At 68.8% G+C, this 26,137-nt stretch carries 24 protein-coding genes and 1 tRNA gene; 7 read left to right on the top strand and 18 right to left on the bottom strand.

The genetic code is table 11. The annotated features are described in order from the left end of the window. Positions 1-20: 20 nt before the first annotated feature. The 3 genes from ABH936_RS02455 to ABH936_RS02445 form a co-directional block, all read right to left on the bottom strand. A complete protein-coding gene (locus ABH936_RS02455) occupies positions 21-581 on the bottom strand; it encodes an NYN domain-containing protein (RefSeq protein WP_006944737.1) in 561 nt (186 codons plus the stop codon). 83 nt (positions 582-664) lie between these two features. Continuing rightward, positions 665-1,312: an SDR family oxidoreductase gene (locus ABH936_RS02450; RefSeq protein WP_038566287.1), complete on the bottom strand. Its 648-nt coding sequence runs from the start codon at positions 1,310-1,312 to the stop codon at positions 665-667. 310 nt (positions 1,313-1,622) lie between these two features. Next, positions 1,623-2,780: a hypothetical protein gene (locus tag ABH936_RS02445; RefSeq protein ID WP_404602511.1), complete on the bottom strand. Its 1,158-nt coding sequence runs from the start codon at positions 2,778-2,780 to the stop codon at positions 1,623-1,625. Between the two features lie 171 nt (positions 2,781-2,951). Here ABH936_RS02445 and ABH936_RS02440 point away from each other — a divergent pair, with 171 nt between their 5' ends. Next, complete coding sequence (locus ABH936_RS02440) at positions 2,952-3,470, top strand: peptidylprolyl isomerase (RefSeq protein ID WP_006944662.1); 519 nt, start codon at positions 2,952-2,954, stop codon at positions 3,468-3,470. A 143-nt stretch (positions 3,471-3,613) separates the two neighbouring features. Further along, on the top strand, positions 3,614-4,549 hold the full coding sequence (locus ABH936_RS02435; protein ID WP_404602508.1) for a rhomboid family intramembrane serine protease: 936 nt from the start codon (positions 3,614-3,616) through the stop codon (positions 4,547-4,549). A 595-nt stretch (positions 4,550-5,144) separates the two neighbouring features. Here the strand turns inward: ABH936_RS02435 and ABH936_RS02430 are convergent. Further along, complete coding sequence (locus ABH936_RS02430; RefSeq protein WP_006944615.1) at positions 5,145-5,381, bottom strand: cell division protein CrgA; 237 nt, start codon at positions 5,379-5,381, stop codon at positions 5,145-5,147. Between the two features lie 92 nt (positions 5,382-5,473). Between ABH936_RS02430 and ABH936_RS02425 the strand changes: the two genes are divergently transcribed. Together ABH936_RS02425 and ABH936_RS02420 are read left to right on the top strand one after the other, a co-directional pair. Next, positions 5,474-6,325, top strand: coding sequence for a DUF881 domain-containing protein (locus tag ABH936_RS02425; RefSeq protein WP_241725265.1), 852 nt, complete (start codon positions 5,474-5,476; stop codon positions 6,323-6,325). Between the two features lie 149 nt (positions 6,326-6,474). Beyond that, on the top strand, positions 6,475-7,110 hold the full coding sequence (locus ABH936_RS02420; protein WP_241725266.1) for an aminodeoxychorismate/anthranilate synthase component II: 636 nt from the start codon (positions 6,475-6,477) through the stop codon (positions 7,108-7,110). Positions 7,111-7,200: 90 nt separating this feature from the next. On the opposite strand, the gene pknB is transcribed toward ABH936_RS02420, so the two are convergent. The 6 genes from pknB to ABH936_RS02390 form a co-directional block, all read right to left on the bottom strand. Further along, on the bottom strand, positions 7,201-9,099 hold the full coding sequence (gene pknB, locus ABH936_RS02415; protein WP_288756402.1) for a Stk1 family PASTA domain-containing Ser/Thr kinase: 1,899 nt from the start codon (positions 9,097-9,099) through the stop codon (positions 7,201-7,203). A 100-nt stretch (positions 9,100-9,199) separates the two neighbouring features. Further along, a complete protein-coding gene (locus ABH936_RS02410; protein ID WP_288756403.1) occupies positions 9,200-10,654 on the bottom strand; it encodes a penicillin-binding protein 2 in 1,455 nt (484 codons plus the stop codon). Further along, positions 10,651-12,030 (bottom strand): FtsW/RodA/SpoVE family cell cycle protein, encoded by a 1,380-nt coding sequence (locus ABH936_RS02405; protein ID WP_038566299.1) that lies wholly within the window; start codon positions 12,028-12,030, stop codon positions 10,651-10,653. The genes ABH936_RS02410 and ABH936_RS02405 overlap by 4 nt, the downstream gene beginning before the upstream one ends. After that, positions 12,027-13,301: a PP2C family serine/threonine-protein phosphatase gene (locus ABH936_RS02400; RefSeq protein ID WP_038566302.1), complete on the bottom strand. Its 1,275-nt coding sequence runs from the start codon at positions 13,299-13,301 to the stop codon at positions 12,027-12,029. Before ABH936_RS02400 ends, ABH936_RS02405 begins: the two co-directional genes overlap by 4 nt. Before the next feature lie 2 nt (positions 13,302-13,303). Further along, positions 13,304-13,774: an FHA domain-containing protein gene (locus ABH936_RS02395; protein WP_288756404.1), complete on the bottom strand. Its 471-nt coding sequence runs from the start codon at positions 13,772-13,774 to the stop codon at positions 13,304-13,306. Next, on the bottom strand, positions 13,771-15,102 hold the full coding sequence (locus ABH936_RS02390; protein ID WP_353887043.1) for a DUF3662 and FHA domain-containing protein: 1,332 nt from the start codon (positions 15,100-15,102) through the stop codon (positions 13,771-13,773). The genes ABH936_RS02395 and ABH936_RS02390 overlap by 4 nt, the downstream gene beginning before the upstream one ends. A gap of 211 nt (positions 15,103-15,313) precedes the next feature. On the opposite strand from ABH936_RS02390, the gene ABH936_RS02385 reads away from it, so the two are divergent. Next, positions 15,314-15,396, top strand: a tRNA-Leu gene (locus ABH936_RS02385). A gap of 381 nt (positions 15,397-15,777) precedes the next feature. Here the strand turns inward: ABH936_RS02385 and ABH936_RS02380 are convergent. From ABH936_RS02380 to ABH936_RS02370, 3 genes are all read right to left on the bottom strand, one after another. After that, positions 15,778-17,556, bottom strand: a complete 1,779-nt coding sequence (locus ABH936_RS02380) for a PH domain-containing protein (RefSeq protein WP_288756405.1) — start codon at positions 17,554-17,556, stop codon at positions 15,778-15,780. A 2-nt stretch (positions 17,557-17,558) separates the two neighbouring features. Continuing rightward, complete coding sequence (locus ABH936_RS02375) at positions 17,559-18,047, bottom strand: PH domain-containing protein (protein WP_241725271.1); 489 nt, start codon at positions 18,045-18,047, stop codon at positions 17,559-17,561. Positions 18,048-18,203: 156 nt separating this feature from the next. Continuing rightward, positions 18,204-19,529 (bottom strand): glutaminase, encoded by a 1,326-nt coding sequence (locus ABH936_RS02370; protein WP_074045841.1) that lies wholly within the window; start codon positions 19,527-19,529, stop codon positions 18,204-18,206. A 322-nt stretch (positions 19,530-19,851) separates the two neighbouring features. Between ABH936_RS02370 and ABH936_RS02365 the strand changes: the two genes are divergently transcribed. Then, positions 19,852-20,394 carry a bifunctional 2-polyprenyl-6-hydroxyphenol methylase/3-demethylubiquinol 3-O-methyltransferase UbiG gene (locus ABH936_RS02365; protein ID WP_082740556.1) on the top strand — a complete coding sequence of 181 codons (543 nt, stop codon included), beginning with the start codon at positions 19,852-19,854 and terminating at the stop codon, positions 20,392-20,394. A gap of 28 nt (positions 20,395-20,422) precedes the next feature. Here ABH936_RS02365 and ABH936_RS02360 read toward each other — a convergent pair whose 3' ends face one another. The 4 genes from ABH936_RS02360 to ABH936_RS02345 all read right to left on the bottom strand — a co-directional run bounded on the left by ABH936_RS02360 (position 20,423) and on the right by ABH936_RS02345 (position 23,964). Next, entirely contained in the window at positions 20,423-21,136 is a 714-nt protein-coding gene (locus ABH936_RS02360; protein WP_062256663.1) for an NUDIX domain-containing protein, read from the bottom strand. A 13-nt stretch (positions 21,137-21,149) separates the two neighbouring features. Next, positions 21,150-21,815 carry an exonuclease domain-containing protein gene (locus ABH936_RS02355; protein WP_051805448.1) on the bottom strand — a complete coding sequence of 222 codons (666 nt, stop codon included), beginning with the start codon at positions 21,813-21,815 and terminating at the stop codon, positions 21,150-21,152. A 187-nt stretch (positions 21,816-22,002) separates the two neighbouring features. Continuing rightward, a complete protein-coding gene (locus tag ABH936_RS02350; protein WP_404602499.1) occupies positions 22,003-22,908 on the bottom strand; it encodes a glucose 1-dehydrogenase in 906 nt (301 codons plus the stop codon). A gap of 141 nt (positions 22,909-23,049) precedes the next feature. Beyond that, the gene (locus tag ABH936_RS02345; RefSeq protein WP_006944653.1) at positions 23,050-23,964 is read right to left on the bottom strand and encodes a DNA-formamidopyrimidine glycosylase family protein; all 915 of its coding nucleotides are present in this window, start codon (positions 23,962-23,964) and stop codon (positions 23,050-23,052) included. Positions 23,965-24,118: 154 nt separating this feature from the next. Between ABH936_RS02345 and ABH936_RS02340 the strand changes: the two genes are divergently transcribed. Further along, a complete protein-coding gene (locus ABH936_RS02340; protein WP_115296753.1) occupies positions 24,119-24,634 on the top strand; it encodes a hypothetical protein in 516 nt (171 codons plus the stop codon). 115 nt (positions 24,635-24,749) lie between these two features. On the opposite strand, the gene ABH936_RS02335 is transcribed toward ABH936_RS02340, so the two are convergent. After that, complete coding sequence (locus ABH936_RS02335; RefSeq protein ID WP_115296752.1) at positions 24,750-26,057, bottom strand: cytochrome P450; 1,308 nt, start codon at positions 26,055-26,057, stop codon at positions 24,750-24,752. Between the last annotated feature and the right edge of the window lie 80 nt (positions 26,058-26,137).

The following is a 26,137-nucleotide window of genomic DNA, read 5'->3' as shown; positions in this document are numbered from 1 at the left end:
CGCGACGGCGCGGACAGTACTCAGAGGAAGGCCAGCGGGTCGAACTCGTCGATCGGGATGACGCGCAGGCGCGGCAGCGTCGCGTTGAACGCCTTGACGTCGTGCTCGAGGTCGAAGAACTCGAGGCCCTGTGCCTCCAGGGGCGAGAAGCCGGCGTTGCGGAACTCCTTGAAGCCGATCAGCCCGACCTTGCGGGAGCCGCCGAGCAGCGGTTCGAGCTGCGGAAGGAAGTCGCCGTCGTGGCTGACGAGCATGACGTCGGCCTGCAGCGTCACGAGCGCGTCCAGCGTCTTCTGGATGGCCATGTCGACCACCTTCTCGCCCTCCGCGCCGGAGAGAGGGATTGGCTGGTAGCCGAGCGCCGTCAGGGCCTGGATGAACGCCATCGGCAGCTCGGGGCCGTTGGCCGCGAGGAAGAACAGCCCCTTGGCGTCCTGGTGCCACTGGCGCTGGGCGAACTTGAGTAGCCTGTCCCAGCGCGGGCGCTCGTCAGGGTGGGGGCGGCGGCCGAGGATCGAGGTGCCGAGCGTGGCATCGATGTTCTCGCCGTCGATGAGGAGGTAGGTGGTGCGCTGAGCCATGGCTCCAACCTAGTCCATGCTGGGCTGACGACGATGGGCCGGTGTTTCACGTGAAACACCGGCCCATCGTCGTCAGCGGTGGGTCAGAGCGACGCGACCGCCTCGTCGACGGGCGTCGCGCCGTTGACGACGACGAACGTCTCTCGGATGGCATGTCCGCTCGTCAGCACCTGCGCGAGCGTGTGGGCGACGTCGCCGCGCGTGATGGGCTGACGCTGCTGGTCGGGGTTGATCGTCACCTGGCCCGTGGGCGCGTCATCGGTGAGCATTCCGGGGCGGACGATGGTCCAGTCGAGGTCGCGAGTACGCAGGTCGGCATCCGCGCCGCCCTTGGCGTAGAGGTAGACCTGGAAGACTCCGGCGTCGACGTTCTCCGGCGCGTCGGAGCCGATCGACGACACCATGACGTAGCGTCGCACGCCCGCCTGCTCCGCGGCGTCGGCGAGCAGCACCGCTCCCATGAGGTCGACGCTCCACTTGCGCGCCCGACCCGATTCCGGGCCGCCACCCGCGGCGAAGACGACGGCGTCGCAGCCGTTGATAACCTCGGCGACGTCGTCGACCGAGGCGTCCTCGAGTGAGATGACGGTGGGCTCCATTCCCGCGGCGCGCAGGTCGTCCGCCTGCTCCGGTGTACGGATGAGGCCGACGACGTCGTGCCCCTCGCCGCTCAACCGCTGCCCGAGCAATCGGGCGATCTGGCCATGTCCTCCTGCAATCGCAATACGCATGCCTCGACACTACTCCTGTGGGCATCAAGCGTCGATCCGTCTCGATGGTTTCATCTACGCGTATCTAATAGATCGAGTACAGCGAGGTAGCAAGCGCTGACATGGTGCTCGTGACGTCGTCACCAATAGCGACGCGTACGGCCCGGACCAGCACGAGAGGCGCGGACGGGAGCCTTGTCGGTTTGGGGAACGATCGACACGCGCGACAGCCATGCAGACGACGAGGCGGCCATCCACACGGGATGGCCGCCTCGTCGTGCCCGATCGCGAGGCCCTCAGCGGGGCCTGGCGTCGGGGTGGAGCGTCGAACTCAGTGGTCGTCGCGAGCCGCGCGACGCGAGCTGCGCGTCTCGCCCGCGCTCGGGTCCTCGAGACCTTCCGTCGTCATGTGGCCCGAAGCCTCGGCGTCGGTCCACGACGCAGCCGTGCCGGGGGCGCCGGCGGGCTCGGCAGTCGGCGTGTCGACACCGGCCGGGCGCACCATCGTCGTGTCGTCGGCCTTCGCGAAGTTCGTCACGGGGTTGTTGATCGTCATCTCGTCACCGCGAGCCGTCTTGGAGTCGGCGATGGCGGCCTCCGAGAGGCGAGCGTCCGCCGCACGCTTCTTCTGCTGGTCGGCGTACACGAGGTAGCCGGCGCCCGCGAGAGCGGCGACACCGAGCGTGATGAGGAAGCCGCCCTTCTTCTTCTTGGGCGCGAGGGCCGGCGCGTACTGCGCGACCTGCTTCTGTGCGCCCTCGGGCAGCTGGCCGACGACGTTGTGCGACGCGGCGGTGCCGGCGGCAGCAGCGGTCGCGAAGATCTCCTTGAGGTGCGGCAGCAGCTCGTCCTTGTAGAAGTCGCGCGCGTTGTCGGCTGAGATGCCCTTGTCCTCGGCGACGGCCTCGGCGCGGCCCCGCAGTGCGGCGGCCTTGTACGCGACGTCCTCGCGGGCGCCCGGGCCGAAGGCACTGACGGCCTTCTTCTCGCCCTTGGCGGCCTTCGCGGCCAGGAGCGCAGCAAGGGCCCCGGCCTTCTTGTTGGCCTTCTTCGACGCCTTGGACATCTTCTTGTCAGCCTTCTTCATGAAGCGCGAGGAGTTCTTGTCTGCCTTCTTGGCAGCCTTCTTCCCCTTCTGCTGTGCGTCGTCACGAGCGTCCTTGGCGGATTCGGCGACGGCGGCGAGCGAGGCGACGGTGGCGGCCTTCGCAGCGCCAGCCTTCTCGGCGACGGCTTCGCGCTGGTCGGCGGTCTTGTCGGCGACCTTCTCCGTCGCTGCCTCGACGTGCGGCGCAGCAGCGTCGCGGGCCTCTTCGAGCTTCTCGACGATCACGTCGCGGGCTTCCTCGGCCTTCTCGACGAGGGTCGGCACGACGTCCTTCTCCGTCTTGACCTTGGCCTCGACGGCCTTCTCGGCAGCGAGACCGGCGACGGCGAGGGCGGCGCCCTTGGCCTTCTCGGACTTGGTGGGTTCGGACTTGCACAGCATGGCTGGTCTTCCTCTCCAGTCGGCAGCAGTTCTTCACTTCATCCTGCCTTGTTCGGGCGGGGCTTACCAACCGGTTGTGAGGTATTGGACGCTGTGGGAGGTCGTTTCGCTGAGCGCGAACGCCCGAGACCTCATCATGACCTGTCGTGTTCCACGTGAAACACTGGAGACATGATCGCGACTCTGCACACCAACCACGGTGACATCAACATCAACCTGTTCCCCAACCAGGCGCCGAAGACGGTCGACAACTTCGTCGGCCTGGCGAAGGGCACCAAGGAGTACAAGGACGACGCGGGCCGCACCAACCCACAGCCGTACTACGACGGTCTGACGTTCCACCGCATCATCCCCGGCTTCATGATCCAGGGTGGCTGCCCGCTCGGCGTTGGCATGGGCGGCCCGGGGTACAACTTCGACGATGAGATCTCGCCGGAGCTCAACTTCAACTCGCCGTACATGCTGGCCATGGCCAACGCGGGTACCCGCATGGGCAAGGGCACGAACGGCTCGCAGTTCTTCATCACCGTCGCCGACACGTCCTGGCTGCAGGGCAAGCACACGATCTTCGGTGAGGTTGCCGACGACGCGTCGAAGAAGGTCGTCGACGAGATCGCCGCCGTCTCCACCGGCGCCCAGGACAAGCCGCTCGAGCCCGTCGTCATCGAGAGCGTGACGATCTCCGAGTGACACCTCGCCTCCCGCCGCAAGTCGGGAGGTACCGCTGACGACTCCTCGTCAGCCAGCGCAGCCGAGATGGCCCCGTCGAGCATGACGGGGCCATCCTTGGTCTCACGCCTTCTTCCCGCACGCCTCCGACGAAACGAGACGACATGACGCAGCCGCCCGCCGGATCCGGCTCGGGTGCCTTCGGCGCCTCCGAGGCGCCGGACGCGGTACCCGTCTGCCCGCGCCACCCCAACACCGCTGCCTACACGCGCTGTCAACGCTGCGGTCGCCCGGCGTGCCCGCGCTGCCAGATCCCCGCGTCGGTGGGGTTCCAGTGCGTCGACTGCGTCGCGGCCGAACGGAAGACGAACCCGACGTTGCCGACCCGCTCGTCCCTGGGCATGACGAAGGGCGCCGCGGCGCAGGGTCGACCCGTCGTCACGATCGGGATCATCGCGATCTGCTGTCTCGTGTGGCTGGGGCAGCTGGCGAGTGACGCGCTGTACCGCGACGTGTCGTTCGTCGCGGTGTTCGCTAGGGACGAGCCGTGGCGCTACCTGACGAGCGGGTTCGCCCACGACACCGGCACCCCGATGCACCTGCTGTTCAACATGATGGCGCTGTACTTCATGGGGCAGTACCTCGAACCACTCATCGGTCGTGTGCGCTTCGGGGCGCTGTACCTGCTCTCCGTGCTCGGTGGCTCCGTCGTCTACCAGATCATGACGGCGCCGTCGTCACAGCTCGATCTGCTGACGTCAGGGTGGGTGACGCCGCTGGTCGGCGCCTCCGGCGGTGTGTTCGGGCTCTTCCTCGCTGTCGTCGTGTTCAACCGCCGACTCGGCCGGGAGATCGGGCCGATGATGACGATGATCGCGATCAACGTCGTCATCGGTTTCACGGCGTCCAACGTGGCGTGGCAGGCGCACCTCGGCGGTGCGGTGGCCGGCGCCGTCGGCGCGCTCGTCCTGTATGCGCTGCGGCGCCGCCCGGTCGCGATGCAGGCCTCGGCACTGGGCGCGTTGGCGGTGGCGCTCATCGCCGCTGCGTACGTCGACTTCTCGGTCGTGGGTGTCAGCTGGCCGCACATCGTCGGATGATCGTCGCCGTGGGCTGAGCGAGGCCCTTGTCGTTCGTGGGGTGCTGCCGTCGGGTGGCACCCCACGATGCGTGTGGATGAGTTGTCTGTGGATGGTGTGCCGTTAGCTGTGGATGACGCGGTGCACCACCTGGGGACGGTGAGGACGAGCCGTCACCCACATGGTTGTCCACAGTTTCCACAGGCTGGGGTGGGGAAAAACCCGCGGAACGGCGCTGATCTATGCCAAGGGGTGGGGGCGATGGGCAGCGTCATCCCCAGCCGTGGGGTGGTTCGTCCACCGTCAGCGGCATGTTTTCCACCGTAGACAGCGGCTCGTCCACCGGCCGTCCACTGTTTTCCACAGGTTTGTCCCCAGGTGTGGAAAACCACACGCGTGTAACTACACACAGGCTGTGGACAAGTCTGGGGACAACGTCGTGGGTTGCAGGCCGCAGGGCGACGCCCGCACCGTCAGGCCTTGCGGCGCGGCGCCCGGTGACCTCGTGGGGCCACGATGCAGCGAACCCGAGTGAGCAGAGACAGACGAACGCCCGTTCCCACGAGGGAACGGGCGTTCGGTTCGGCGGCGCGTCAGCAGCAGACAGAAGGTGGCGTCACTTCCAGCGCGTCAACATGACGAAGCCGACCATGATGGCCGCGAAGCCGATGACGATGTTGCCGGCGTCGATGCCGGGGATCGGGTAGCTCGTCGTGCCGCTGGCGATGTAGTAGACCATCACCCAGGCGAGCCCGGCGAGCATGAGGCCGAGGGCGACCGGCAGCCACCAGCGGGGGTTGAGGCCGTCTCCGGCGGCGGCGCGCTGAGTGGCGTCGGTGGTCTTGCGGGCCACGGCATGGCTCCCATCTGAGTTCGGTGCGTCAACTAGGGTGAGAGCCTAGTTGATCCGGCCAGGCGATGCGTCGAGTGAAGGAGGCCGACCCCATGAGCGAACGCGACTCCGAGCGCGACGCGTCTGCGACGCCGCCCGCACACGTCGAACGCGCCACCGACGACGCTGCGCGCGACGCGTTGCCGATCGACGAGATGCCGCCCGCGCGCCGTCGCGGCTCGTTGGCGTGGAAGGCCGCCGTCCCGATCGTGCTGCTCGTCGCGGGGGCGATGTTCGGGGTCAGTTCCCGTGCGGCGAACGGCACGGATCTGCGCTCCGACACCACCAATCTCGCTGATGTCGTGCGGCGCGCGGATCAGCGCGTCAAGACCAAGCAGGAGGACGTCGCGACGTTGCGCGCCGACGTCGAGGCGGCGCAGCTCGCTGCGGCGAAGAAGGATTCGGGTGCGGCGCGTGCGTTGGCGCTGACGAAGCAGGCCGACAAGGCGCAGGATCCGGCGGGTCTCGCACCGTTGAGCGGGCAGGCCATCAGCGTGACGCTCGACGACAGCAAGAAGAAGGTCGAGGAGCTGCCGAAGGACGGTTCGCCGGACTGGCTCGTCGTGCACCAGCAGGACGTCCAGGCCGTCGTCAACGCCCTGTGGGAGGGCGGCGCTCGCGGCATCCAGCTCATGGATCAGCGCATCGTCTCGACAAGCGCCGTGCGCTGCGTCGGCAACACGCTCATCCTCCAGGGCCGCGTGTACTCACCGCCGTTCACGATCACCGCCGTCGGGGACCCGGTGAAGCTGAAGGCCGCGCTCGAGGCCGACGAGTCCGTCAAGATCTACAAGCAGTACGTCGACCTCGTTGGGCTCGGCTACAACGTCAAGGCCATCCAGAACACGACGCTGCCCGCCTTCACGGGCTCGGTGACGATGAAGCACGCGCACGTCCAGCCGTGACGCCCGTGTCGCTGCGCCGGCAGCCTGACCCCGGGCAGGATGGCGGCTGACTCATGGGTAGGCGCGTAACTGCCCGCCGACCCGTGAGTTACCTGGCATCCTGAGCCATCCTGACGGCGGTGTCGGCGCTCCCACCTAGACTGGCGCGCATGACCGATTCGCCGCGCATCCTCGTCGTCGACAACTACGACAGCTTCGTCTTCACGATCGTCGGCTACCTCCAGCAGCTCGGTGCCGAGACGACCGTCGTGCGCAACGACGCGATCAGCGCTAAGGACGGCGCCGACTTCGACGGCGTCCTCGTCTCGCCCGGCCCCGGCACGCCCGAGGACGCCGGCGTCAGCATGGCGATGATCGAGGCGTGCGGTGAGCGCAACCAGCCGATGCTGGGGGTGTGCCTCGGCCACCAGGCGCTCGGCGTCGTGACGGGCTGCACCGTCGATCGGGCGCCGGAGCTGCTCCACGGCAAGACGTCGCAGGTGCACCACGACGGCACGGGCGTCCTCGAGGGGCTCGACGACCCGTTCACCGCGACGCGCTATCACTCGCTGACGATCGACCCGGCCACCGTCACCGACGGACTCGTCGTCAACGGCCGCACCGAATCGGGCATCATCATGGCCGCCCACCACCGCGACCTGCCGCTGCACGGCGTGCAGTTCCACCCCGAATCGGTCATGACGGTCGGCGGCCACCGCATGCTCGCCAACTGGCTCGCGATGTGCGGTTCGACGACGGCCGTCGCCGCCAGCGCCGGCATGGCACCGCTCGTGCGCACCGCCTGAGCGGCACACAGCCCGAACGCCGCGCCCCACCAGCGGCTCTCGAACGAGGAAAGCCCCCGATCCACAGGGCCGGGGGCTTCCTTCGTCAGCTCACTTGCTCGACGACTGCGACGGCGACGGCGTCATCGCGCTACCGTCCGATGTCGACGACGGACTCGTCGACGACGGACTCGTCGACGGCGACGGCGACTGTGTCGACGACGAGGGGGACTGCGACGTCGCGGGCGCGGAACTGGACGACGGGGCCGCTGACGACGAGGGCGGCTGCGTCACGGTGGCCGTCGCGGTCTTCTCGGGTGACTTGCCGATGTAGACGGTGACGGACGAGCCGTTGTTGACCTTCTTGCCGGCGTCGGGCACGTAGACGACCTTGCCGACCTCGTCGGGCCTGTCGGTGACCTGGTCCTTGGAGTCGATCGACAGGTGCGCCTTGTACAGCGCCTGCGCCGCCTCCGACGCCGTCTTGCCCTGGAGGTCAGGCACGGTGGCCTTGCCGCTGCTCTCGTAGAGCGTGATGTCGCTCGACGTGCCGAGTGATGCGCCTGCCTTCGGGTTGCTCTCGGCGATGATGCCGGCGTCGAGGCCGGTGTCGTCTTTCTTCGTCGGCGAGATCTTGATGTGGTTCTCGTCGATGCCGGCGGCGAGAAGGGCCGCCTTCGCCTCGTTGACGGCGTCACCGACGACGTTCGGAACCTTGACCGAGTCGGGGCCCGTGGAGACGGTGAGTGTCACGTCGGAACGTCGGGATGCCTCCGTCCCGCCCGCCGGATCTTGGTCGATGACGGTGTTCTCCGCGGCGTTGTCGGCGACCTCTCGCTTCGTGACGGTGAAGTCGGGCGACAGCGTCTTCGCGGCCTGCTCGTACGTCATGCCGCGCACGCTCGCGACGGTGACCTTTTCCGGCGAGCTGGGCGAGTGCATGAACAAGTAGCCGATGCCGAGGATGGCCGCGAGGGCTGCGACGGCCGCGAGGGCCCACCATCCGGCATGGGATCGGCTGGGTTCGCGCGAGTCGAGTTCGGCCGTCGAGTCAGCGGCAGCCGCCGTCGCCGCGGCGCGGCGCGTCGGGTAGTCGACGACCTCCGTGTGGTCGGCGGACGTCACCGTGCTCGCCTGCGCGGCAGCGGAGATCGGCTGGCCGGAGCGGGCGGCGAGGACGTCGGCGCGGAAGTCGGCGGCGCTCTGGTAGCGATCGTCGCGCCCCTTCGCGAGCGAGTGCAGCACGACCGCGTCGAGCGCCGGCGACACCGACGACTCGTAGAGCGACGGGGGTTGCGGCTGTTCGCCGATGTGCTGATAGACGAGGCTGACGGGCTCGCCGACGAACGGTGCGCGCCCCGTCAGCAGCTCGAACAGGACGCAGCCGGCGGAGTACAGGTCGGTGCGCGCGTCGACGCTCTGGCCCTGCGCCTGCTCGGGCGACAGGTACCGGGCGGTGCCGACGACGGCCTGGGCGCTCGTCATCGTCGCGCCGACGTCGGCGAGGGCGCGGGCGATGCCGAAGTCCATGACCTTGACGGAACCGCCACGCGTCACCATGATGTTGCCGGGCTTGATGTCGCGGTGCACGATGCCCTTCGAGTGGCTGTACTCGAGGGCTGACAGGACGCCCATCATGATGCGGCAGGCCTCGTCGGCGCTGACCTTCTTCTCCTCGTTGAGGATCTCGCGCAGCGTCTGCCCGTCGACGAACTCCATGACGATGTAGGGGATGTCGACGGTGCCGCCCGCCGCTTCGACGAAGGTGTCCTCACCCGAGTCGTAGACGGCGACGATGTTGGCGTGGTTGAGCCCGGCGGACGCCTGCGCCTCGCGGCGGAAGCGTTGCAGGAAGCTGGGGTCGCGCGCCAGGTCCGATCGCAGGATCTTGATGGCGACGGGGCGTCCGAGGCGCGTGTCGTGGCCGGCGTGGACGTCGGCCATGCCACCGCGGCCGACGAGTTCGCCGACTTCGTAGCGGCCACCGAGGATGCGTGGTGTCGCGCTCATGAGATGTCCTTCGCGAGGGTCGGGATGGGGCGGTGCGCGGCGGCCGTGGAGCGCCGCAGATGTGGACGAAGATCGCAGATGCGGACGGGAATCGCAGATGTCATCGCAGGGCTGCCTCGAAGATCTGCTGCGCGGCGGGTGCGGCGACCTCGCCGGCGAGGGTCTCGACGCCCTGATCGCCGCCGTTCTCGAGCACGAGCGCGAGCGCGATCTTGGGGTCGTTCGCCGGTGCGAAACCGGTGAACCACAGGTCGGCGGCCTTGCTCGTGTCGCCCTGCGCCGTGCCCGTCTTGCCCGCGACCTGGTAGCCGTCGACGGCGGCGAGCTTGCCGGTGCCGTTGTTGACGACCGCTTCCATCATCGTCTTGAGGCTGCCGGCCGTGTCCGATGAGATTGGCTTGGACATGATCTTCGGGTCGGTCGAGGAGATGACGTCGAGGTCGGAGTCGACGACGTTCTTCACGAGGTGCGGTTCCATCTGCGTGCCGCCGTTCGCGATCGTCGCGGAGATCATCGCGATCTGCAGCGGCGTGACCCGCACGTCGTACTGGCCGATGGCGGCCATCGCCGTCTGCGGCGTGTTCATGTCGGCGGGGAAGCTCGACGGCGTGACGCGCATCGGCAGGCGCACGACCTGGCCGAAGCCGAACTTCTTGGCCTGTGCGGCGAGCTTGTCCTGGCCGAGATCCATGCCGAGCTCGGCGTAGGCCGTGTTGCAGCTGATCTCGAGCGCGTGCGTCAGTGACGTCTTGTCGTTGTCGCCGCAGGGCAGGTGGTTGTCGTTGGGCAGTGAGTGCGTCGTCTGCGGCAGCCTGATGGTGGCAGGGCCGTTGAGCGTCGACTCGGGCGTGTACTTGCCCGATTCGAGCGCGGCGGCCGTCGTGACGAGCTTGAACGTGGAACCCGGGGGGTACAGATTGCCCGAGATGGTCCGGTTGACCATCGGCTGCGTCGAGTCGGCGTTGAGCTGCTTCCACATGTTGACGACCGACGTCGTGTCGTGCGAGGCGAGGGTCGACGGGTCGTACGTCGGTGAGCTCACCATGGCGAGGACGGCGCCCGTCTTGGGGTCGAGCGCGACGGCCGCGCCGCGACGGTTGCCGAGCGCCTTCGCCGCGGCCGCCTGGATCTTGGGGTTGATCGTCAGTTCGACGTTGGCCCCGGCGGGCTTCTTGCCCGTGACGACGTCAGCGAGGCGGCGGTAGAACAACGAGTCGCTCGTGCCGCTCAGGACGCCGTCGGAGGCACCCTCGATGCCGCCGCCGTTGCCGTAGACGATCGAGTTGTAGCCCGTGACGGGCGCGTAGAGCGAGCCGTTCGAGTACTGACGCTGGTAGACGTACTTGTCGTTCGACTTCACGCTCGTCGCGATGGCCTTGCCGTCCACGAGGATGCTGCCGCGCTCCTTCTTGTACCCGTCGTTGATGACGCGGCTGTTGCCGGCGCGGGCGTCGAGCGAGGGCGCCTGGACGACCTGGATGTAGCTCGCGGCAACGAGGACGGCACAGAACAGCATCGAGGCGATGACGCCGAGCTTGCGGATCGGTGTGTTCATCGGATCTTCACCACCTGGGTGTCGTCGGAGCCGAGCGTCGGCTTCGCCTCCGTGACGGCGGGGCGTCGCGCCTGGTCGCTGATGCGCAGCAGCAGCGCGATGATCGCCCAGTTCGCGAGCAGCGAGCTACCGCCGGCTGACAGGAACGGCGTCGTCAGACCGGTGAGGGGGATGACGCGGGTGATGCCGCCGAGGACGACGAAGCACTGCAGGCAGATGGAGAACGCGAGGCCTGTCGCGAGGAGCTTGCCGAAGCCGTCGCGGCAGGCAATGGCGATGCGCAGGCCGCGTTCGACGATGATGGCGAACAGCGCGATCATCGCCGTGAGGCCGACGAGGCCGAGTTCTTCGCCGAAGCTCGACATGATGAAGTCAGAGTTCGCCTCGGCGTAGTTGAACGTCGGGTAGCCGCGTCCGAGGCCGGTGCCGGTGAGTCCGCCGAACGCGAGGCCCATGAGGGAGCGGGCGACCTGGTCGGAGAGGCCTGGCGCGAACGGGTCGAGCCAGAGGGTGACGCGGTTCTGGAAGTTGGGGAAGAGCAGGTACGCGAGGTAGCAGCCGCTGAAGAAGAGCCCGAGACCGATGGCGATCCAGCTGCGCCTCTCCGTCGCCACGTAGAGCATGGCGACGAACAGGCCGAAGAACAGCAGCGACGTGCCGAGGTCCTTCTCGAAGACGAGGACGGCGAGGGACGTCAGCCAGGCCAGCAGGATGGGGCCCATGTCGCGCGCTCTCGGCAGCGGGAAGCCGAGCACACGCTTGCCGACGAGACTGAGCGCGTCACGCGTCTGCACGAGGTAGCTCGCGAAGAAGATCGTGAGCAGGATCTTGGCGACCTCGCTGGGCTGGAAGCTGAGCGGCCCGACGTGGATCCAGATGCGGTTGCCGTTGATGTTCATGCCGATGAACGGCAGCAGCGGCATCATGAGCAGCGCGAGGCCGGCGAGGGCGAACGTGAACGTGTAGCGCCGCAGCCGCCGGTGGTCGCGGATGAGGCAGAGCAGCCCGATCGCGGCGGCGACGGCGATGGCCGACCACATGAGCTGTCGGACGGCTGCGCCCTCCATGACGCCCTTGCCGCGGGCCATGTCGATACGACGGATCATGACGAGTCCGAGGCCGTTGAGCAGCGTCGCGGCCGGTAGCAGCACGGGGTCGGCGTAGGCGGCGACGACGCGCACGACGAGGTGGAACACGAGGGCGATGACGCCCATCCCGACGCCGAGCGTCAGGATGTCGGTCGGCAGCGACCCCTCCACCGCGAGCCCGACGTTCGCGTAGGCGAACAGCACGATACCGACGGCGAACGCGAGCAGCATGAGCTCGGTGCCGCGTTTCGTGCCTCGGCCCGTGATGGTCGCGAGGTCTGGGCTCACTTCGTGCACTCGTTTCCGGAGGCGGACGCGGCGAGGCACGCGACCATCTCCGCGCGCAGACGCTCGACGGTGGCGGCGGCCTCCTTCTCACTGGAGGCGTCGATGCCGCTCGTCACCTTGGAGCGCCAGAACTCGGGCAGGTCGGCGGTCGGGATGTTCGTGCTCTCTTGCTGATGGCGCAGGTCGATCGGGCCGAGCTTCGAGTCGACGCCTTGATAGACGGTGACGCGGCCGCCCGAATCCTTGATGAAGTACTGACTCTGCGACCACGTCCAGCCCCACACGGCGGCGACGGCGAGGGCGAGCAGCAGGACGAGCGCGGCGATGGCGGCGTAGAGACGTCCGCGGCGACGCGGGCGCGTCTCGGCGAGGTGGGCACCCTTGTCGGTCTCGTCGGGTTCGTCGTCGCCGTCGAGTTCGCGGGAGAGGGCGCGGGCCTTCTCCGCCGGCGTCTGCTCGCGCGTCGGCAGGCTCTGAGTCAGGCCGTGCGCGACGGCGGCGCCGACCACGTCGGGGCGCGCGGCGAGGTCGACGTCGTCGATGTTCGCAACCTCCGCGACGACGACGGTGACGTTGTCGAGCGTCGAGGCCTTGAGGGCGATCTCGATGAGGGAGTCGGCGACCTCGCCGACGCTCTTCGACGCGCCCTCGGTGAAGATCTCCTCGATCGTGCGGGCGCCGACGTAGTCGGAGAGGCCGTCGGAGCACAACAGGTAGCGGTCGCCGACGCGTGCCTCGCGCAGGCTGAGGTCGGGCACGTCGCCCTCGCGGCCCGTCAGGACGCGCGTGACGAGGCTGCGCTGCGGGTGGTGGACGGCCTCGTCGGGGGTGATGCGGCCGGAGTCGAGCAGGCTCTGGACGAAGGAGTGGTCCTTCGTGATCTGCGTGAACTTGCCGTCACGCAGCTGGTAGGCGCGGCTGTCGCCGATGTTCGCCATCGCGAGCTGACGGCCGGTCTTGAGCAGCACGATCAGGGTGGTGCCCATGCCCTCGCGGGTGGGGTCGGCATCCATCTCGCTGCGCAACTTCTCGTTGGCCTCGGCGATGCCGTCGGCGAGCTGGTCGAGTGCGTCGTCGGCGCCGATGTCGTCGCCGTCGAGCTGCACGAGTTCGCCGACGACGGTGGAGCTCGCGACGTCACCTGCGGCGTGGCCGCCCATGCCGTCGGCGAGCACGAGCATCGAGCTGCTCGCGTAGGCCGAGTCCTCGTTGCGCTTCTTCGAGCCGAGACCGACGTCGGATCGTGCGGCGTATCTGAGTGCGATGGGCATGGTCACTTCCTCAGTTCGAGGACGGTGCGGCCGATACGGATGCGGGTGCCCGGTTCGACGCGCACGTGCTCACCGATGCGTTGAGCACCGATGTACGTGCCGTTCGTCGATCCCAGGTCGTCGAGGTACCAGCCGTCGGATTCGGGGTAGATGCGGGCGTGGCGACCCGAGGCGAAGTCGTCGCTCAGTACGAGCGAGCACTCGGGGTTGCGTCCGAGCAAGGTGCCGGATTCCGACAGCGGCAGCGTGGTGCCGCGCATCGCGCCTTCGATGATGGCGAGATGCGTCGGGCCCTTGCGCACGGCGCGGGGTGTCTTGGCCTTCGTTTCACGTGAAACAGCGCGCGAGGCGCGGCCACCACCCGTCTTCGCGCCGTACAGGTCGGAGCGGAGCACGCCGACGACGGCGAACACGAAGAACCACAGCAGCGCGAGCAGGCCGTAGCGGATGGCCGTCATCGTCAGTTCGTTCATGGGCGGTCTCCGAGATGGATGGTCATGGGGGTGCGCCCGAGGGTCAACCGGTCGCCGTCGTGCACGTGCGTCGAACCGACGTGCTCGCCGTTGACGTAGGTGCCGTTCGTCGACCCGAGATCGCGCACGCTCATGACGAGGTGGGGGCCGTCGTGCGTGATGCGGATCTCGCTGTGACGACGGCTGACGCCCGGGTCGTCGACGACGATGTCGGCGTCGTCGTCGCGCCCGAGGACGGTGATGGCTCCGAGCAGGGGGTAGCGCTGCCCGTCGATCTTCAGCCACGGGCGTTCGCGCGGCGACATCTGACGCGGACGCGCCGATTCCGGGCGCGGCGCAGGCTCGTAGCCCGTCGGGTCGCCGGCGTCGCTGTCGTCGTCCCAGGCGTGATGAGCGTTCGCGTCATGGTTGTCGTGATTCTCGGCGTCGGCGTAGACATCGCCCGAGTAGACGCGACCGTCGGCGTGGGCATCGTCGAAACCGTGGTGGTCGTAGTCGTCGTAGCCGGCTTCGTCTTCGACGAGGTGGTCGCCGGCGGCGTATGAGTCTTGTACTGGCGGGGTGCTGACGTGCGCCTCGCGGTCGAGGTAGCCGCGTTCGTCATCGCGCTCGTACTCGGACGCTGCGGACGGGGCGCCGGGGGCGGCGTGGCCGCGCGACGAGTCGGTGGTGGGCTGCGGGCTGCCGAGCAGGTAGTCCTTGATGCGCGTGCCGAACGTGCGGCCGGTCGGGTGCGGTGACGTCGTCGATCCGAGGGCGCTCGCGGCGCTGGCACCCGCGACGCCGGCGTGCGTGCCGGAGTGAGCGTCGTAGGCATCGGACGCATCGCGGGTGTCCAGGTGGGCGTCGCGGATCGCGCCCGTGGGCTGCGCCGCGGCGTCGTGGCTCGTGTCGTCGTGGTGCGTCTCGCGCTGCGGGCGCGGGTTGTTGCGCTGGTGGGCGAGGGCATCCGCGGCCTTGGCCGTTGCGGGGCGTAGGCGGAAGACGCCCGTCTCGAGGTCGTCGGATTCGGTGAGCACGATCGTCAGGGGGCCGCCGGGCATGTAGCGCTGCTCGTCGGCGTGCTCCTGGGCGCTCGCGATGAGTTCGTCGTCGAGTTCGTCGCCCCACTCGGAGAGGCGGTCGTAGTCGGTCGGAGACAACTCGATCGTGAACAGGTTGGGGACGATGGGTCGCTTGCCCTTGCCGACGGACGCCGCGCGGTCGTCCATGGCGCGGCGGATTCCGGACGCGATCTCGACGGGCTGGACCTCGCTCTTGAACGCGCGCGCGAAAGCGCCGTTGACGCCTTGTTCGAGTTTGCTCTCGAGCTTGTCGAACAGACCCATGGGTGCCTCCAGTCTCGTACCTCACCCCTCAGTGGGGACGTGCCCCCAACGGTTCGCCGGGGTTTTGATCGTAACGGGCGCACTCTTGCCTGCGCTGGATGCAGCGCGCGTCCGCGTGCCTGTGAGGGCGGCCGGTTGCGTGGTGGCGGGGCACGGGCGCCGCGCCGATTTGGTGAACTCGCCCAAGGTAGGGAATGATAGGTGAGCACTCGCGCGAGTGGCGGAACGGCAGACGCGCTGGCTTCAGGTGCCAGTGTCCGAAAGGGCGTGGGGGTTCAAATCCCCCCTCGCGCACGCGGGGTAGTTCACGAATCACTGTGGCTACAGTTCACGAATCCCGGTCTGAGAGAAATCTCAGGCCGGGATTCGTGTTTTCCGAGGGGTTTTCGGCCTTGAAATCGCTTGGGTGGGCGCTGTGGCGCTGGCGGTAGATCTGTGAGCCCTGACCTTGATGTTCAAGTCAGGCTCTGCCGGCGGGTTCTCGCAGACCGCGGCCCCCGCGAAGAACGACCACACGACCAGCATCGCGGCCTCGTCAGTCGGAGGGGCCGCGCTCGCTCTCGGCGGATCTACCCTCGTCTACCGCCTACGCAAGAACGCCTGATCATCGTTGATCGCACCCGACGCTCGCCCGGGACAACTGCCCCGCCGGACGCATCCGGCGGGGCAGTCTCGTCAGACGCCGACCCGCTGCGGGTCGGGGGCGTCGAGCGCCGCGCGCGCACGCCGCGTCACCTCGGCGTGATCGAAGAGAAAACGCTGCGCGACCTCAGCGTTCTGATGCACGAGCCGCGGGCGAGTCGGCCCACTCGTCGAATGCAACTCGACGGTGCCCAAGCCCAGCCACCGCTGCAGAGGACCCTGCGCGAGCGCCATCGACTGCACCCGCGCATGTGGCACGCAGACGACTCGGCGCTTCATGCGGCCCTCGCGGATGACGGTCATCGTCGCCGTGCGCGCCCACGCCTCGCGCCGCGACGACAACGGATCGAGCAGCCGCGCTCGCCGGCCGGGCCCGGTGAACATCGCTGCGACGGCTGATGTCGATGTCGTGCGCTCCGCCATCATCGCCTCGAGCATGAGGTCGCGACCGGTCACGTCCGGCGGCGTGCCCGGCTCCGGCAGGACGAGCCCCATGAGCATCATTGCGTCATCGACGGATCCGAGCGGCAGCAGGATGGCGTCGGCGTCGTCACCGAGGGCGGAGGAACTCGCGAGGTTCATCCGCACGCGCCACCACCCGAACCGGCGCCACAGCACGGGTTGTGTGAGTTCGACAGCCTGGATGCGGTCGACCGGAATGACGCGACGCGTGGTCGAGGTGAGGCCGTGCGTGACGACGATCCCGTCGGACGTGAGCGCCACGGAGAAGTTCGAGTCGCGCAGGAACGCGCGGACGGCCGCATTCACAGCGCCGAACATGACGAAGAGCACCGTCAGCGCGATCGAGAACGCCTCCGACGCGTGCCCCGTACTCACGCCGACACCGAACAGGACGAGCAGGACGACGAAACCCGCCGCCGCGACAAGCGCACCACCCGTCAGCGCCTGGGCGATGAAGACGCGGTGCGGGGACACCCTGACGATGGCGCCCTCCGCGTCCGCTGCGACTCGTACGCGATACGGCGCGAGGGCTTCGGTGAGCGTGCCACTCAGGTCGTCGACGACGCCCGGGATGACACCGTGAACGAGTCGACTACCCAACGATGCACCGGGCCGCGATGCCCTCGCCGTGGCGGCGTCCTCCCGGACGCGCGCGGCCTGGCGGGTGGTATGCGCCTCGACCTCGGGTGCATCGCCGGGGTTGGTGGCAGCCTCCTGGTCACCAGCGCCGAGGCTGGTGGATGTCCGGGACGCACCGTCGCTCTCGTGGGAGGTTTCACGTGAAACTCGCACCCGTTCGAGCATCGTGGCGCGTAGCTTCTCGGCGTCGGCGCGCCGCAGGTACTCGATCGTCAGGTTGGAATCGCTGCCGCCGGCGACGTCGAACTTGAGCTGGGCGAGGCCGAGCAGTCGGGGAAGTAGCGGCTGGGTGAGGTCGATGGCCTGCACGCGATCGAGACGCGCCTTGCGGTGCGCCTTGCCGACGACGCCCTTGCGCACCTGCAAGCTGTCGGCGTCGACGCGAAACTCGTTCTTGCGCCACATGATCCAGTTGGCGAGCAGCAGCACGGCAAGCACGCCCACGAGAATGGCGAGCGCGACGAGCCAGCGGCTCGCCGCGTATGTCTCGGCATTGCTCGACGACGAGGAGCCACCGGCCGCGCCGTTGAGAGCTTCCTTCAGCATGTCCTCGGCGCGGGAGATGCCGATACCGAGGACGACGAGCAGAAACGCGCCGCTCTTCATGACTGGCGTCAACGGGTGAACGCGATGCCATGCTCCGTCGGCGAGCGTGTCGTCGGGCGGCCCGGGGGTGGCGGCCGAGTCGTCGGGCGTGTGGGTATCGGCCATCGTCACAACCCCGCGAGGTGCGCTTCGCCGAGCGCGGCGAGACGATCGCGCAGTGCCTCCGCGTCGCGGCGTGGCATGCCGGGGATGGTGGCGTCGGAAGACGCGGACGCGGTGTGCAGTTCGAGCGTGGCGAGATCGAACATCCGCGCGATCGGTCCACTCGAGACCTCGACGTACTGCATGCGCCCGTACGGCACGACCGTCGTCGTACGGAACATGACGCCCCTGACGATGAGCAGGTCGTCGTCGCGCGTGGCGTACCCGATGTGCCTGACCTGACGCGCGATGACGAGGCCCACCCACACGACGGCGACGATCAGCGCGACGGCGAGGGTAACCGTCACCCAGCGTGGCGCGAAGAACATCGTGGCCGCGACGCCGGCACCGGCGACGACCGCCGCGATGGCGAGCGTCAGCAGGCGCGCCGACGTCAGTCGCGGGCTCACCGGGGTGAGGCCTGGTGGCAAGGGCCGTGCATCGCGTTCGGACATGCGTCCCACCCTAGGTCTGACGGCGCGACGGCCCGGCAGCGGCATGCACGCGGCCGGGAGTTGTCGGGTCTACCAAGAACCTCACCAAACACGCGCACAGCCTCGAACGACGAGCGCTCGACAGCCTCGTGCCTGTTTCACGTGAAACGGCGAGGTTCAGGCCCTCATGATCTGTTCGGCGACATCGTCGAGGTCGCTGCCCATGCGCACGTGCACCCCGCGCCCGAGGTCGAACCCTTCGTCGTCGAGCCGCCCATGGGTGAGGGGTGCGTCATCGAGGCCGGCGAACCAGACCTCATGCCCGTCAGCCGCGAGGCGCCGCACCGTCTCGAGGATCATGCGGGCCGCGGTCTCGTCGAGCGCGTGGACGTCGACGAGGTCGAACACGACGGTCTTCGTCGTCGGCGGCTCGTCGCTGATGAGCCGGACGACGCGCTCCGCGCCGGCGAACCGGATGTCGCCCTGCAGGTCGTAGACGTGCGCGTCGACGCCGCGCGAACCTCGCCCGAGCGGAACGACGTGGGAGTGTCGGACGACCGAGCGGGCGGGCGGCGGGACGTCCATGAGGTGCATGTCCATGTCTTCGCTGAGTCGCTCGAAGACCTGCACCCCTCGGGCCGAGTGGCCGTGCTCGTCGAGCGGCGGCGAGAACGTCGCGAGCCCCACCTGCCCGGGCAGCGCGCCGATGATGCCGCCCCCGACGCCGCTCTTGGCGGGGATGCCGACGGCCGTCAGCCAGTCACCGGCGGCGTTGTACATGCCGCAGCTCAGCATGACCGACAGCACCTGGCGGGCCGTGCGCGAGCTGACGACCTGCTCACCGGTCACCGGGTGGAGGCCGCCGTTGGCGAGCGTCGTCGCCATGACGGCGAGGTCACGCGTCGTCACGCGCACGGCGCACTGCTCGACGTAGCCGTGGACGACGACATCCGGGTCGTCCGTCAGCATGTCGTAGCTGCGCAGCATGTGCCCGATGGCGAGGTTGCGGTGCGCGTCGTGCCATTCCGATTCGGCGACGGTCCTGTCGATGCTCAGCTCGCGCCCGGCGAAGGCCGACAGGCCGGCGACGATGCGTCGCACGCGCGCCGACTCGTCGTCATCGGGGGAGGCGACGAGAGAGTGCGCCGTGATGGCGCCGGCGTTGATCATGGGGTTGAGAGGGCGCTTGCTGCCCGCCTCGAGGCTGATCTCGTTGAACGCCTCACCGCTCGGTTCGACGCCGATGCGACGCTGCACCTCGTCGAGGCCGCGATCCTCGATCGCCATCGCGTAGACGAACGGTTTGCTGACCGACTGAATGGTGAACTCCGCCTCGGCGTCACCGGCGCTGTAGATCATGCCGTCGACGGTGGCGATTGCGAGGGCGAACAGTGACGAGTCGACGCGGGCCAGTTCCGGAATGTAGTCGGCATTCCGGGCATGGGCGTCGGGCGGGCAGGCCTCGAGCGTCGCCGCGAGGTAGTCAGGAATCAGCGAGATCATCGAGAAAACCGTACGACCTGCGTCTTGTCGCGGACGAATCGGTTGCTCCGTGCGTGCAAATGCACGCGGGTCCATTTGCACGCACGGAGGTCGTCGGGAGGCATCGGCCATGCGGTGCGGGCGTTGTCTCAGGGTGGCTAGCGCATTTTATAGACGCGTAGAGATTGTCCGATCACGCAGTGGCGGCGAGCATGGTGACATGCACTCTGAAACGACGCCGGACGCGGCGACGAGCGGCCCTGCTGGGCATGACATGAACTGGCACGACGTCTAGAAGGGCGAGCAGGTCTGGAGAGGCAACCCGAACGACGCGCTCGTCGCGGTGCTGACGGAGCAGCTGGCCGACTTATCCCCGGGTCGAGCGCTCGACGTCGGCTGCGGTGAGGGCGCTGACGCCATCCACCTCGCTGAGCAAGGGTGGCAGGTGACGGCCCTCGACGTTGCAGCACCTGCGCTGGAACGGGGGCGCGCGGCAGCCGAAGTAAGCGGAGATGACGTCGCCTCCCGTATTACGTGGGTGTGCGCGGGGCTGCTCGACGCGACCTTGGCGCCCGAAGGTCTCGATCTCGTCAGTGTTTTCTATCCCGCTCTACTGCGCACCGAAGATCAGTCGATCGAGCGCTCGCTTCGCGACCTCGTCCGCCCCCGTGGCGCATTGATCGTCGTGGCCCACGCACACGTCGATCGCGATCGCGCGCTCGAGCACGGCTTCGACCCGGACTCCTACGTCACGATCGCCGACGTGATCGGCCGCCTCGGTCAGGGGTGGCAGATCGAGCAGTTCGAGTCGGAGCGCCACGTCACCGAGGGTGCCGGTGCCCACCACCAGGCCGACATCGTTCTCGTCGCGCGTCGTAGCGACTGATCAGCTGCGCCCCGCGCCGGGCGCATGATCAGCTGCGCGCCCGCGCCTCGCGCACCGACGCGCGGGTCAGTGGCGGGTAGATCGTCTGGGCGCTGCCGCGGCGGTAGAGCTTGGCGGGGCGCCCGCGCCCGACGCGGCTGTCGCCCGTCTCCTCGACGAACCCGTCGACGCTCAACACCTTGCGGTGGAAGTTCGCAGGTTCGAGCGAGCCGCCCCACACGGCTTGGTAGACGTGGCGAAGCTGCGACATCGTGAACTCGTCGTCGAGGAAAGCCGTTGCGACAGAGGTGTATTCGAGTTTGGAGCGGGCGCGTTCGACGCCGTCGGCGAGGATACGCTGGTGGTCGAACGCGAGCGGCATCCCGAGCGCTTCGTCGACCGGTACCCACACCGCTTCGAGCGCGTCGGACGCCGCTTCGAGGTCGGGAAGGCGCGCGCCGAACACCGTCCACGCGACGCCGATGACGCGTTCCGGCCGCGGGTCGCGCTCGACCTCGGTGTACGTGCGCAACTGCTCGAGCACGACGTCGCGCTCCGCGATGCCGACCTCTTCACGCAGCTCGCGATAGGCGGCCTGCTCCGCCGACTCGCCGCGACGCATGAAACCGCCCGGCAGCGCCCACTTGCCTCGCTCCGTCGCGGCGGCCCGCCGGATGAGCGCCACGTGCAGTTCGTCGTCGCGCAGGGTGAGCACCACCATGTCGGAGGCGACGAGGGCGACCTCGCGATCAGCGTCAGACATGCCCCGAGTCTAGTCAGCGCGACGATCGACGCCGCCCGGCCCGCCGTTTTCGCAGCCGCCGACGCAACCGCTGCCACCGGATCTGCGTGCGCCACCATCGCGGCAGCGCGGCGCACTCCTCGAGCGGCAGCGGCGCAGCGCGGCGCCCCGCCTCGTCGAGACAGCGTCGCAGCACCTCGACGAGCACGCGCACGTCGTCACCGGCGCGATGCGCGTTCTCGACGGGGATGCTCCAGTACTCGGCGAGCGTGCCGAGACGCAGGTTGTCGGTCGGCAGCTCGAGCCCCCGCGCGAGATGCCACGTGCACAGGCGTTCGCTGACGGGCAGCTCACGCCCGGCGCGGCGCGCCTCCGCAGCGAGGAACGCCCAGTCGAACGCCGCGTTGTGGGCGACGAGGATGCGCCCATCGAGCAGTTCGCTCAGTTCGTCGACCAGGTCGGCGAAACCGGGTGCGTCGCGCACGTCGTCATCGCTCAACCCGTGGATGTGCACGGGCCCGGTGCCCCCGCGGGCTCGCACGAGCGAACTCCACTCGCGCTCCAGGCCTCCTGACGGCGTCAGCTGCGTCACCGCCACCTCGATGACGCGGTGCCGCAGCGGGTCGAGCCCGCTCGTCTCCACGTCGACGACGGCGAAACCGCGCCGCGCGGGCGGGGGGACAACGCTCGGTGCAGGCATGTGAGCCACTTCCCGTTGCTGGTCGCGCGCCACCTCGTGAGCGGCGCGTCGCCGTCTCCTGCGGCGATGACTTCACGGTAGGAGTGAGCACCGACAACCCCGGAACGACGCGGTTCTCACGCCATCGCGGCGCCCCCTGACGTGAGGGGGCGCCGCGACGAACGAGCTCAGAGAAGGGCCGCCGCGGTCACGGGCTGACCATGCCCCCGTTGACGTTGAGCGTCTCGCCGGAGACGTATCCCGACTCGGCGCTCGCGAGGTATACGTACGCACCTGCGAGCTCTGCGGGCTGGCCTGCGCGCCCGAGGGGCGTGTTCTGGCCGAACTCGGGGATGTTCTCCTGGAACTGCCCGCCGGAGACCTGCAGCGGCGTCCAGAACGGGCCCGGTGCGACGGCGTTGACGCGGATGCCCTTCGGCCCCTGCTGCGCAGCCAGAGCCTTGCTGAACGTGTTGATCGCGGCCTTCGTCGTCGCGTAGTCGAGCAGGTGCTCGCTCGGGCCGTAGGCCTGGATCGAGGTCGTGTTGATGATGGTGGAGCCGGCCGGCATGTGCGGCAGCGCCTCCTGAGTGATCCAGAACATTGCGTAGACGTTCGTCTTGAGCGTCTGGTCGAACTGCTCGCTCGTGATGTCGGCGATGTCGGCCTGCGCCTGCTGGAAGCCGGCATTGTTGACGAGGATGTCGAGCCCACCGAGCTTGTCGACGGCGTCACGCACGAGTTGACGCGCGGTCGCCTCCTCGCTGATGTCGCCCGGCAGCGAGTAGGCCTGACGCCCGGCGTCCTCGACGAGCTTCGCGACCTCGGCGGCGTCCTTCTCCTCGCGCGGGTGGTAGCTGAGCGCGACGTCGGCACCCTCACGCGCGTAGGCGATGGCGACGGCGCGCCCGATGCCGGAGTCTGCCCCCGTGACGAGGGCCTTGCGCCCCTGGAGACGGCCGGTGCCGCGGTAGGTGTCCTCGCCGTGATCGGCCTTCGGCGTCAGCTTCGTGTCGAGCCCGGGCCACGTCAGCTCCTGCTTGGGAAAGTTGTCCGAGGGGTACTGCGTGACGGGGTTGGTGAAGGTGTACTGATCGGTTTTCTTGTCGGTCATCGCGGGCCTCCTGGCACGTCGGGCGATCCGGAAAATGTGGCGAACAGTGGTGCAGCACTGGCTTGTTCAGGACGCTACCCGCGCGCGAGCACCGTCGGCAATGACCCGTGAGGGTGGATGCCGCACCCCCACGTTGCACCGTCATCCCTTGTAGCGTTTGCCCGTCTTCTTGCGCTCGCGCAGCACGCCCTGTGGCCGGCCGTCGTCGTTCGGTGCCAGACCGCCCTGGCACGTCGGGCAGCTGAACAGGGTCCGCTCGCGCCCGGGGTCGCCGGCCATCGCGACGCGGATCGTGTCGTTGCAGCGCAGGCACGCCATCCCCGACCGGGCGTGGACGTAGCGGTCCTGCCCCGCGCGGGCGTCACCCGTCGACGATTGCACCCCGGTGCGTCCGCTGACGAGCATGAGGCGTCGCGCGTCGTCGAGCACCGCCTCGAGCACCCCGTCCGGCATCGCGGCGAGTTGCGTCCACGGCAGGATGCGGTGCACCCACAGCATCTCGCTGATCCAGAATGTGCCGAGACCGGCGACGAGCCGCTGGTCGAGCAACGCCTCACCGACCGGGCGTTCGGGCTGTGCGCGCAGGTTGTCCAGCGCCCGCCCGCGCCCGCCGCCGTCCCAGTCATCGGCGAGCAGATCGGGCCCGAGGTGCCCGACGACGTCGCACTCGCGCGCGGTCTCGAGGACGTCGAGCACCCCGAGCTTCGAGCCGACGGCGAGCGTCCGCGGGGTGTAGAGCAGCGCCCGCGTCGTGTGGGCGGTGACGGCGCGTCGGACGTCGGCCTCGGCGCCGGCAGCGGCGCGTCCCTGGAGGGTCGACGGGGCTGGCAGCAGGCTCCAGCGGCCCTCCATCTTGAAGTGGGAGTGGATCGTCACGCCACCCTCGAGCCGATGCAGCATGTGCTTGCCGTGCGTGACGACGGGCAGGCACTCGCGCCCCGAGAGATCAACCGTCGCGAGCCGCGGCGTGCGCAGATCGGTGCGCGTCAGGCGTTGCCCGAGCAGGGCGCGGTTGAGGCGCGCCGCAGCCCACATGACGGTGTCGCCCTCAGGCACGGGGCCTCCTTCGGTCGTCGTGGCACGGCGTTCTCAGCGAAGTATGAGCGATGTTTCACGTGAAACGCAGGGAAAACGCCGACGGCGACATTGGCCGTGTACGCCAGTCTTTGCGACGATATCTCCCGATCAAGCCACGGGGAGGGAAAGAAAAATGAACCACATGCGCAGGGGAGGCGTCGCGCTGGCCGCGGCGCTCACCGTCATGCTGACCGGGTGCGGCGCCGTCGAGGACGCCGTGTCGAAGGCCACCGATTCGACGAAGAGTGACGCCGCCGACGCGACGCCGAGCGGGTCGGCGCCGTCGGCCGCATCCGGTTCGGCCGACAAGCCCATCGGCCGCGCCTCGATCGACCTGGGCGGCTCCGCCTCCTCGTTGCCGCCGGAGAAGACGTCGAGGCCCGACGCCACGGACTGCTACGCGGGGTCCTCACGTATCTATGACCGGCACGGCGTGACGTGCGTCGAAGCGCGCTCGGCCATGCAGAAGTACGAGGCGACGCCCGCGTCAGCCAAGGGCAGCGAGGCGCGCGTCGACGCCTACACGTGCTCGCACAATCCGGACATCATGGTGACGCAGGGTGCCGCGCCGGCGAAGTGCGTCGACGGCTCCGGCAACGTCGTCTTCAACTGGCGTTACCCCGGCGCACCGCAGCCGGCCAGGGGCTGACGGCTGCCGCCCGGCGTCGGCGAAACCCCCACCGCCGGCAAGACGCCGAACGCCGCGCCGAGTCGCGCTGCGGCGGCCCGGCCCGGCGTCCGATTCGGAGGATCTGCTCGTCCTGTCAGGCCTGACGGGTGACGCGCACCCGGGCGCCGTTGCCCGGCATCGTGGGCAGCTGCGTCCAGGAAAAGTCGAGACCCTTGGGGTCGATCTCGACACCGGGCGTGCACAGACCGGAGATCGTCACCGACAGTGCCGTCACGGCGATCTTCTCGCCGGGGCAGCGGTGCCCGGTCGCGACGTCGCCGCCGCCCTGCGGGATGAAGTTCTCGATCTGCTCGGCGTCCTCGACCCCGAGGAAGCGCTCCGGCTCGAAGCTGTCTGCGCGCTCCCAGCCGCTGGGGTCGGTGTTCGTGCCGAGCACGTCGATGAGCACGCGCTGGCCCTTGCGGATCTTCTGCCCGCCCCATTCGAACGTGTCGCGCGCGAACGCCGGCAGCATCGGGACGAACGGCGACGTGCGACGCACCTCCTGCGCGAACGCGACGGCCGTCGGATTCCCGAGCAACGTTCCACGTGAAACCACCTCGCCCGCGATGCGCTCGCGGTACTCGGGATGCTCGACGAGCGCACGCGCCGCGAAGGCGGCGAAACGCGCGACCGCAATCGTCGGTCGAGTGGCGTTCTGCAGTTCGACTCCGGCCGTGTGCTCGTCGAGCAGGGAGCCGTCGAGGTGGGTCTGCTTGGCGACCTCAGCGAGCGCGGTGCCCTCGGCGGGCGTGATCTCACCGCGACGCGTGCGCGCGACGAGGTCGGCGGCCCACGCGTCGCAGCGGCGGCGGTTGAGCCACGCCTCGACGTGGGCGGGGCTCTTCTTGCCGAACCCGTCGACGATCTGGCCGAGGCGCTCGGCCCAGACGTCGAGCTCGGCGTCGTCACCGGGGATGCCGGCCCAGCGCAGCGCGGCCCGTCCGTATGTGATGACGCTGCCGTCGTACACCGTGCCGGGTGCCTCGACCCAGCGCTCCAGCGTCTTGCGCATCTCGTCCTCGAGGTACGGCATGAGACGGCGCACCTGAGCGTCGTCGTACGCGATGCGCACGAACATGGCCTTGCGGTGACGGTGCTCGTCGTCGTCGAGGCCGTGGACGGCGCCCTTGCCGAACAGAGGGCCGCGGATGGGCAGCGGCATCGCGCCGTCACGCTTCATGCGGGTCGTGTCGTAGAACAGCTCGACGCCTTCGCGCCCGCGCACGAGGAGGGCTGGTTTGCCGAGCATGCGCAGACCGAGCGGACGCCCGTCGCCGGCGTCGCGCCCGCGCGCCTCGCGGACGCGGCTCTGGAACAGGTAACCGTCCGCGAGGAAGGCGGCCGTCTGATCCGGCAGCTTGCCCAGCGTGTCGGCGATCTTCGTCGTGATGGTGCTCATGCTGACCCCGATTCGCTTGGAGAACAACGGATTTGTCCCCAGCCTAGGCACGCCGCCAGAACGCCCGCTGAGTGCCTCAT

This window comes from Dermacoccus sp. GAS27A, assembly GCF_044909235.1.
GTDB classification, from domain to species: Bacteria; Actinomycetota; Actinomycetes; order Actinomycetales; family Dermatophilaceae; genus Dermacoccus; species Dermacoccus nishinomiyaensis.
Note: the sequence above shows the minus strand (reverse complement) of the source record. Positions and strands in the feature narration are given on the sequence as shown.

Excerpts from the sequence above, each read along its gene's own strand:
- ABH936_RS02455 (WP_006944737.1), bottom strand. The coding sequence starts at position 581 with ATGGCTCAGCGCACCACCTACCTCCTCATCGACGGCGAGAACATCGAT.
- ABH936_RS02450 (WP_038566287.1), bottom strand. The coding sequence starts at position 1,312 with ATGCGTATTGCGATTGCAGGAGGACATGGCCAGATCGCCCGATTGCTC.
- ABH936_RS02445 (WP_404602511.1), bottom strand. The coding sequence starts at position 2,780 with ATGCTGTGCAAGTCCGAACCCACCAAGTCCGAGAAGGCCAAGGGCGCC.
- ABH936_RS02440 (WP_006944662.1), top strand. The coding sequence starts at position 2,952 with ATGATCGCGACTCTGCACACCAACCACGGTGACATCAACATCAACCTG.
- ABH936_RS02435 (WP_404602508.1), top strand. The coding sequence starts at position 3,614 with ATGACGCAGCCGCCCGCCGGATCCGGCTCGGGTGCCTTCGGCGCCTCC.
- ABH936_RS02425 (WP_241725265.1), top strand. The coding sequence starts at position 5,474 with ATGAGCGAACGCGACTCCGAGCGCGACGCGTCTGCGACGCCGCCCGCA.
- ABH936_RS02420 (WP_241725266.1), top strand. The coding sequence starts at position 6,475 with ATGACCGATTCGCCGCGCATCCTCGTCGTCGACAACTACGACAGCTTC.
- pknB (WP_288756402.1), bottom strand. The coding sequence starts at position 9,099 with ATGAGCGCGACACCACGCATCCTCGGTGGCCGCTACGAAGTCGGCGAA.
- ABH936_RS02410 (WP_288756403.1), bottom strand. The coding sequence starts at position 10,654 with ATGAACACACCGATCCGCAAGCTCGGCGTCATCGCCTCGATGCTGTTC.
- ABH936_RS02400 (WP_038566302.1), bottom strand. The coding sequence starts at position 13,301 with ATGCCCATCGCACTCAGATACGCCGCACGATCCGACGTCGGTCTCGGC.
- ABH936_RS02395 (WP_288756404.1), bottom strand. The coding sequence starts at position 13,774 with ATGAACGAACTGACGATGACGGCCATCCGCTACGGCCTGCTCGCGCTG.
- ABH936_RS02390 (WP_353887043.1), bottom strand. The coding sequence starts at position 15,102 with ATGGGTCTGTTCGACAAGCTCGAGAGCAAACTCGAACAAGGCGTCAAC.
- ABH936_RS02380 (WP_288756405.1), bottom strand. The coding sequence starts at position 17,556 with ATGGCCGATACCCACACGCCCGACGACTCGGCCGCCACCCCCGGGCCG.
- ABH936_RS02375 (WP_241725271.1), bottom strand. The coding sequence starts at position 18,047 with ATGTCCGAACGCGATGCACGGCCCTTGCCACCAGGCCTCACCCCGGTG.
- ABH936_RS02370 (WP_074045841.1), bottom strand. The coding sequence starts at position 19,529 with ATGATCTCGCTGATTCCTGACTACCTCGCGGCGACGCTCGAGGCCTGC.
- ABH936_RS02360 (WP_062256663.1), bottom strand. The coding sequence starts at position 21,136 with ATGTCTGACGCTGATCGCGAGGTCGCCCTCGTCGCCTCCGACATGGTG.
- ABH936_RS02355 (WP_051805448.1), bottom strand. The coding sequence starts at position 21,815 with ATGCCTGCACCGAGCGTTGTCCCCCCGCCCGCGCGGCGCGGTTTCGCC.
- ABH936_RS02350 (WP_404602499.1), bottom strand. The coding sequence starts at position 22,908 with ATGACCGACAAGAAAACCGATCAGTACACCTTCACCAACCCCGTCACG.
- ABH936_RS02340 (WP_115296753.1), top strand. The coding sequence starts at position 24,119 with ATGAACCACATGCGCAGGGGAGGCGTCGCGCTGGCCGCGGCGCTCACC.
- ABH936_RS02335 (WP_115296752.1), bottom strand. The coding sequence starts at position 26,057 with ATGAGCACCATCACGACGAAGATCGCCGACACGCTGGGCAAGCTGCCG.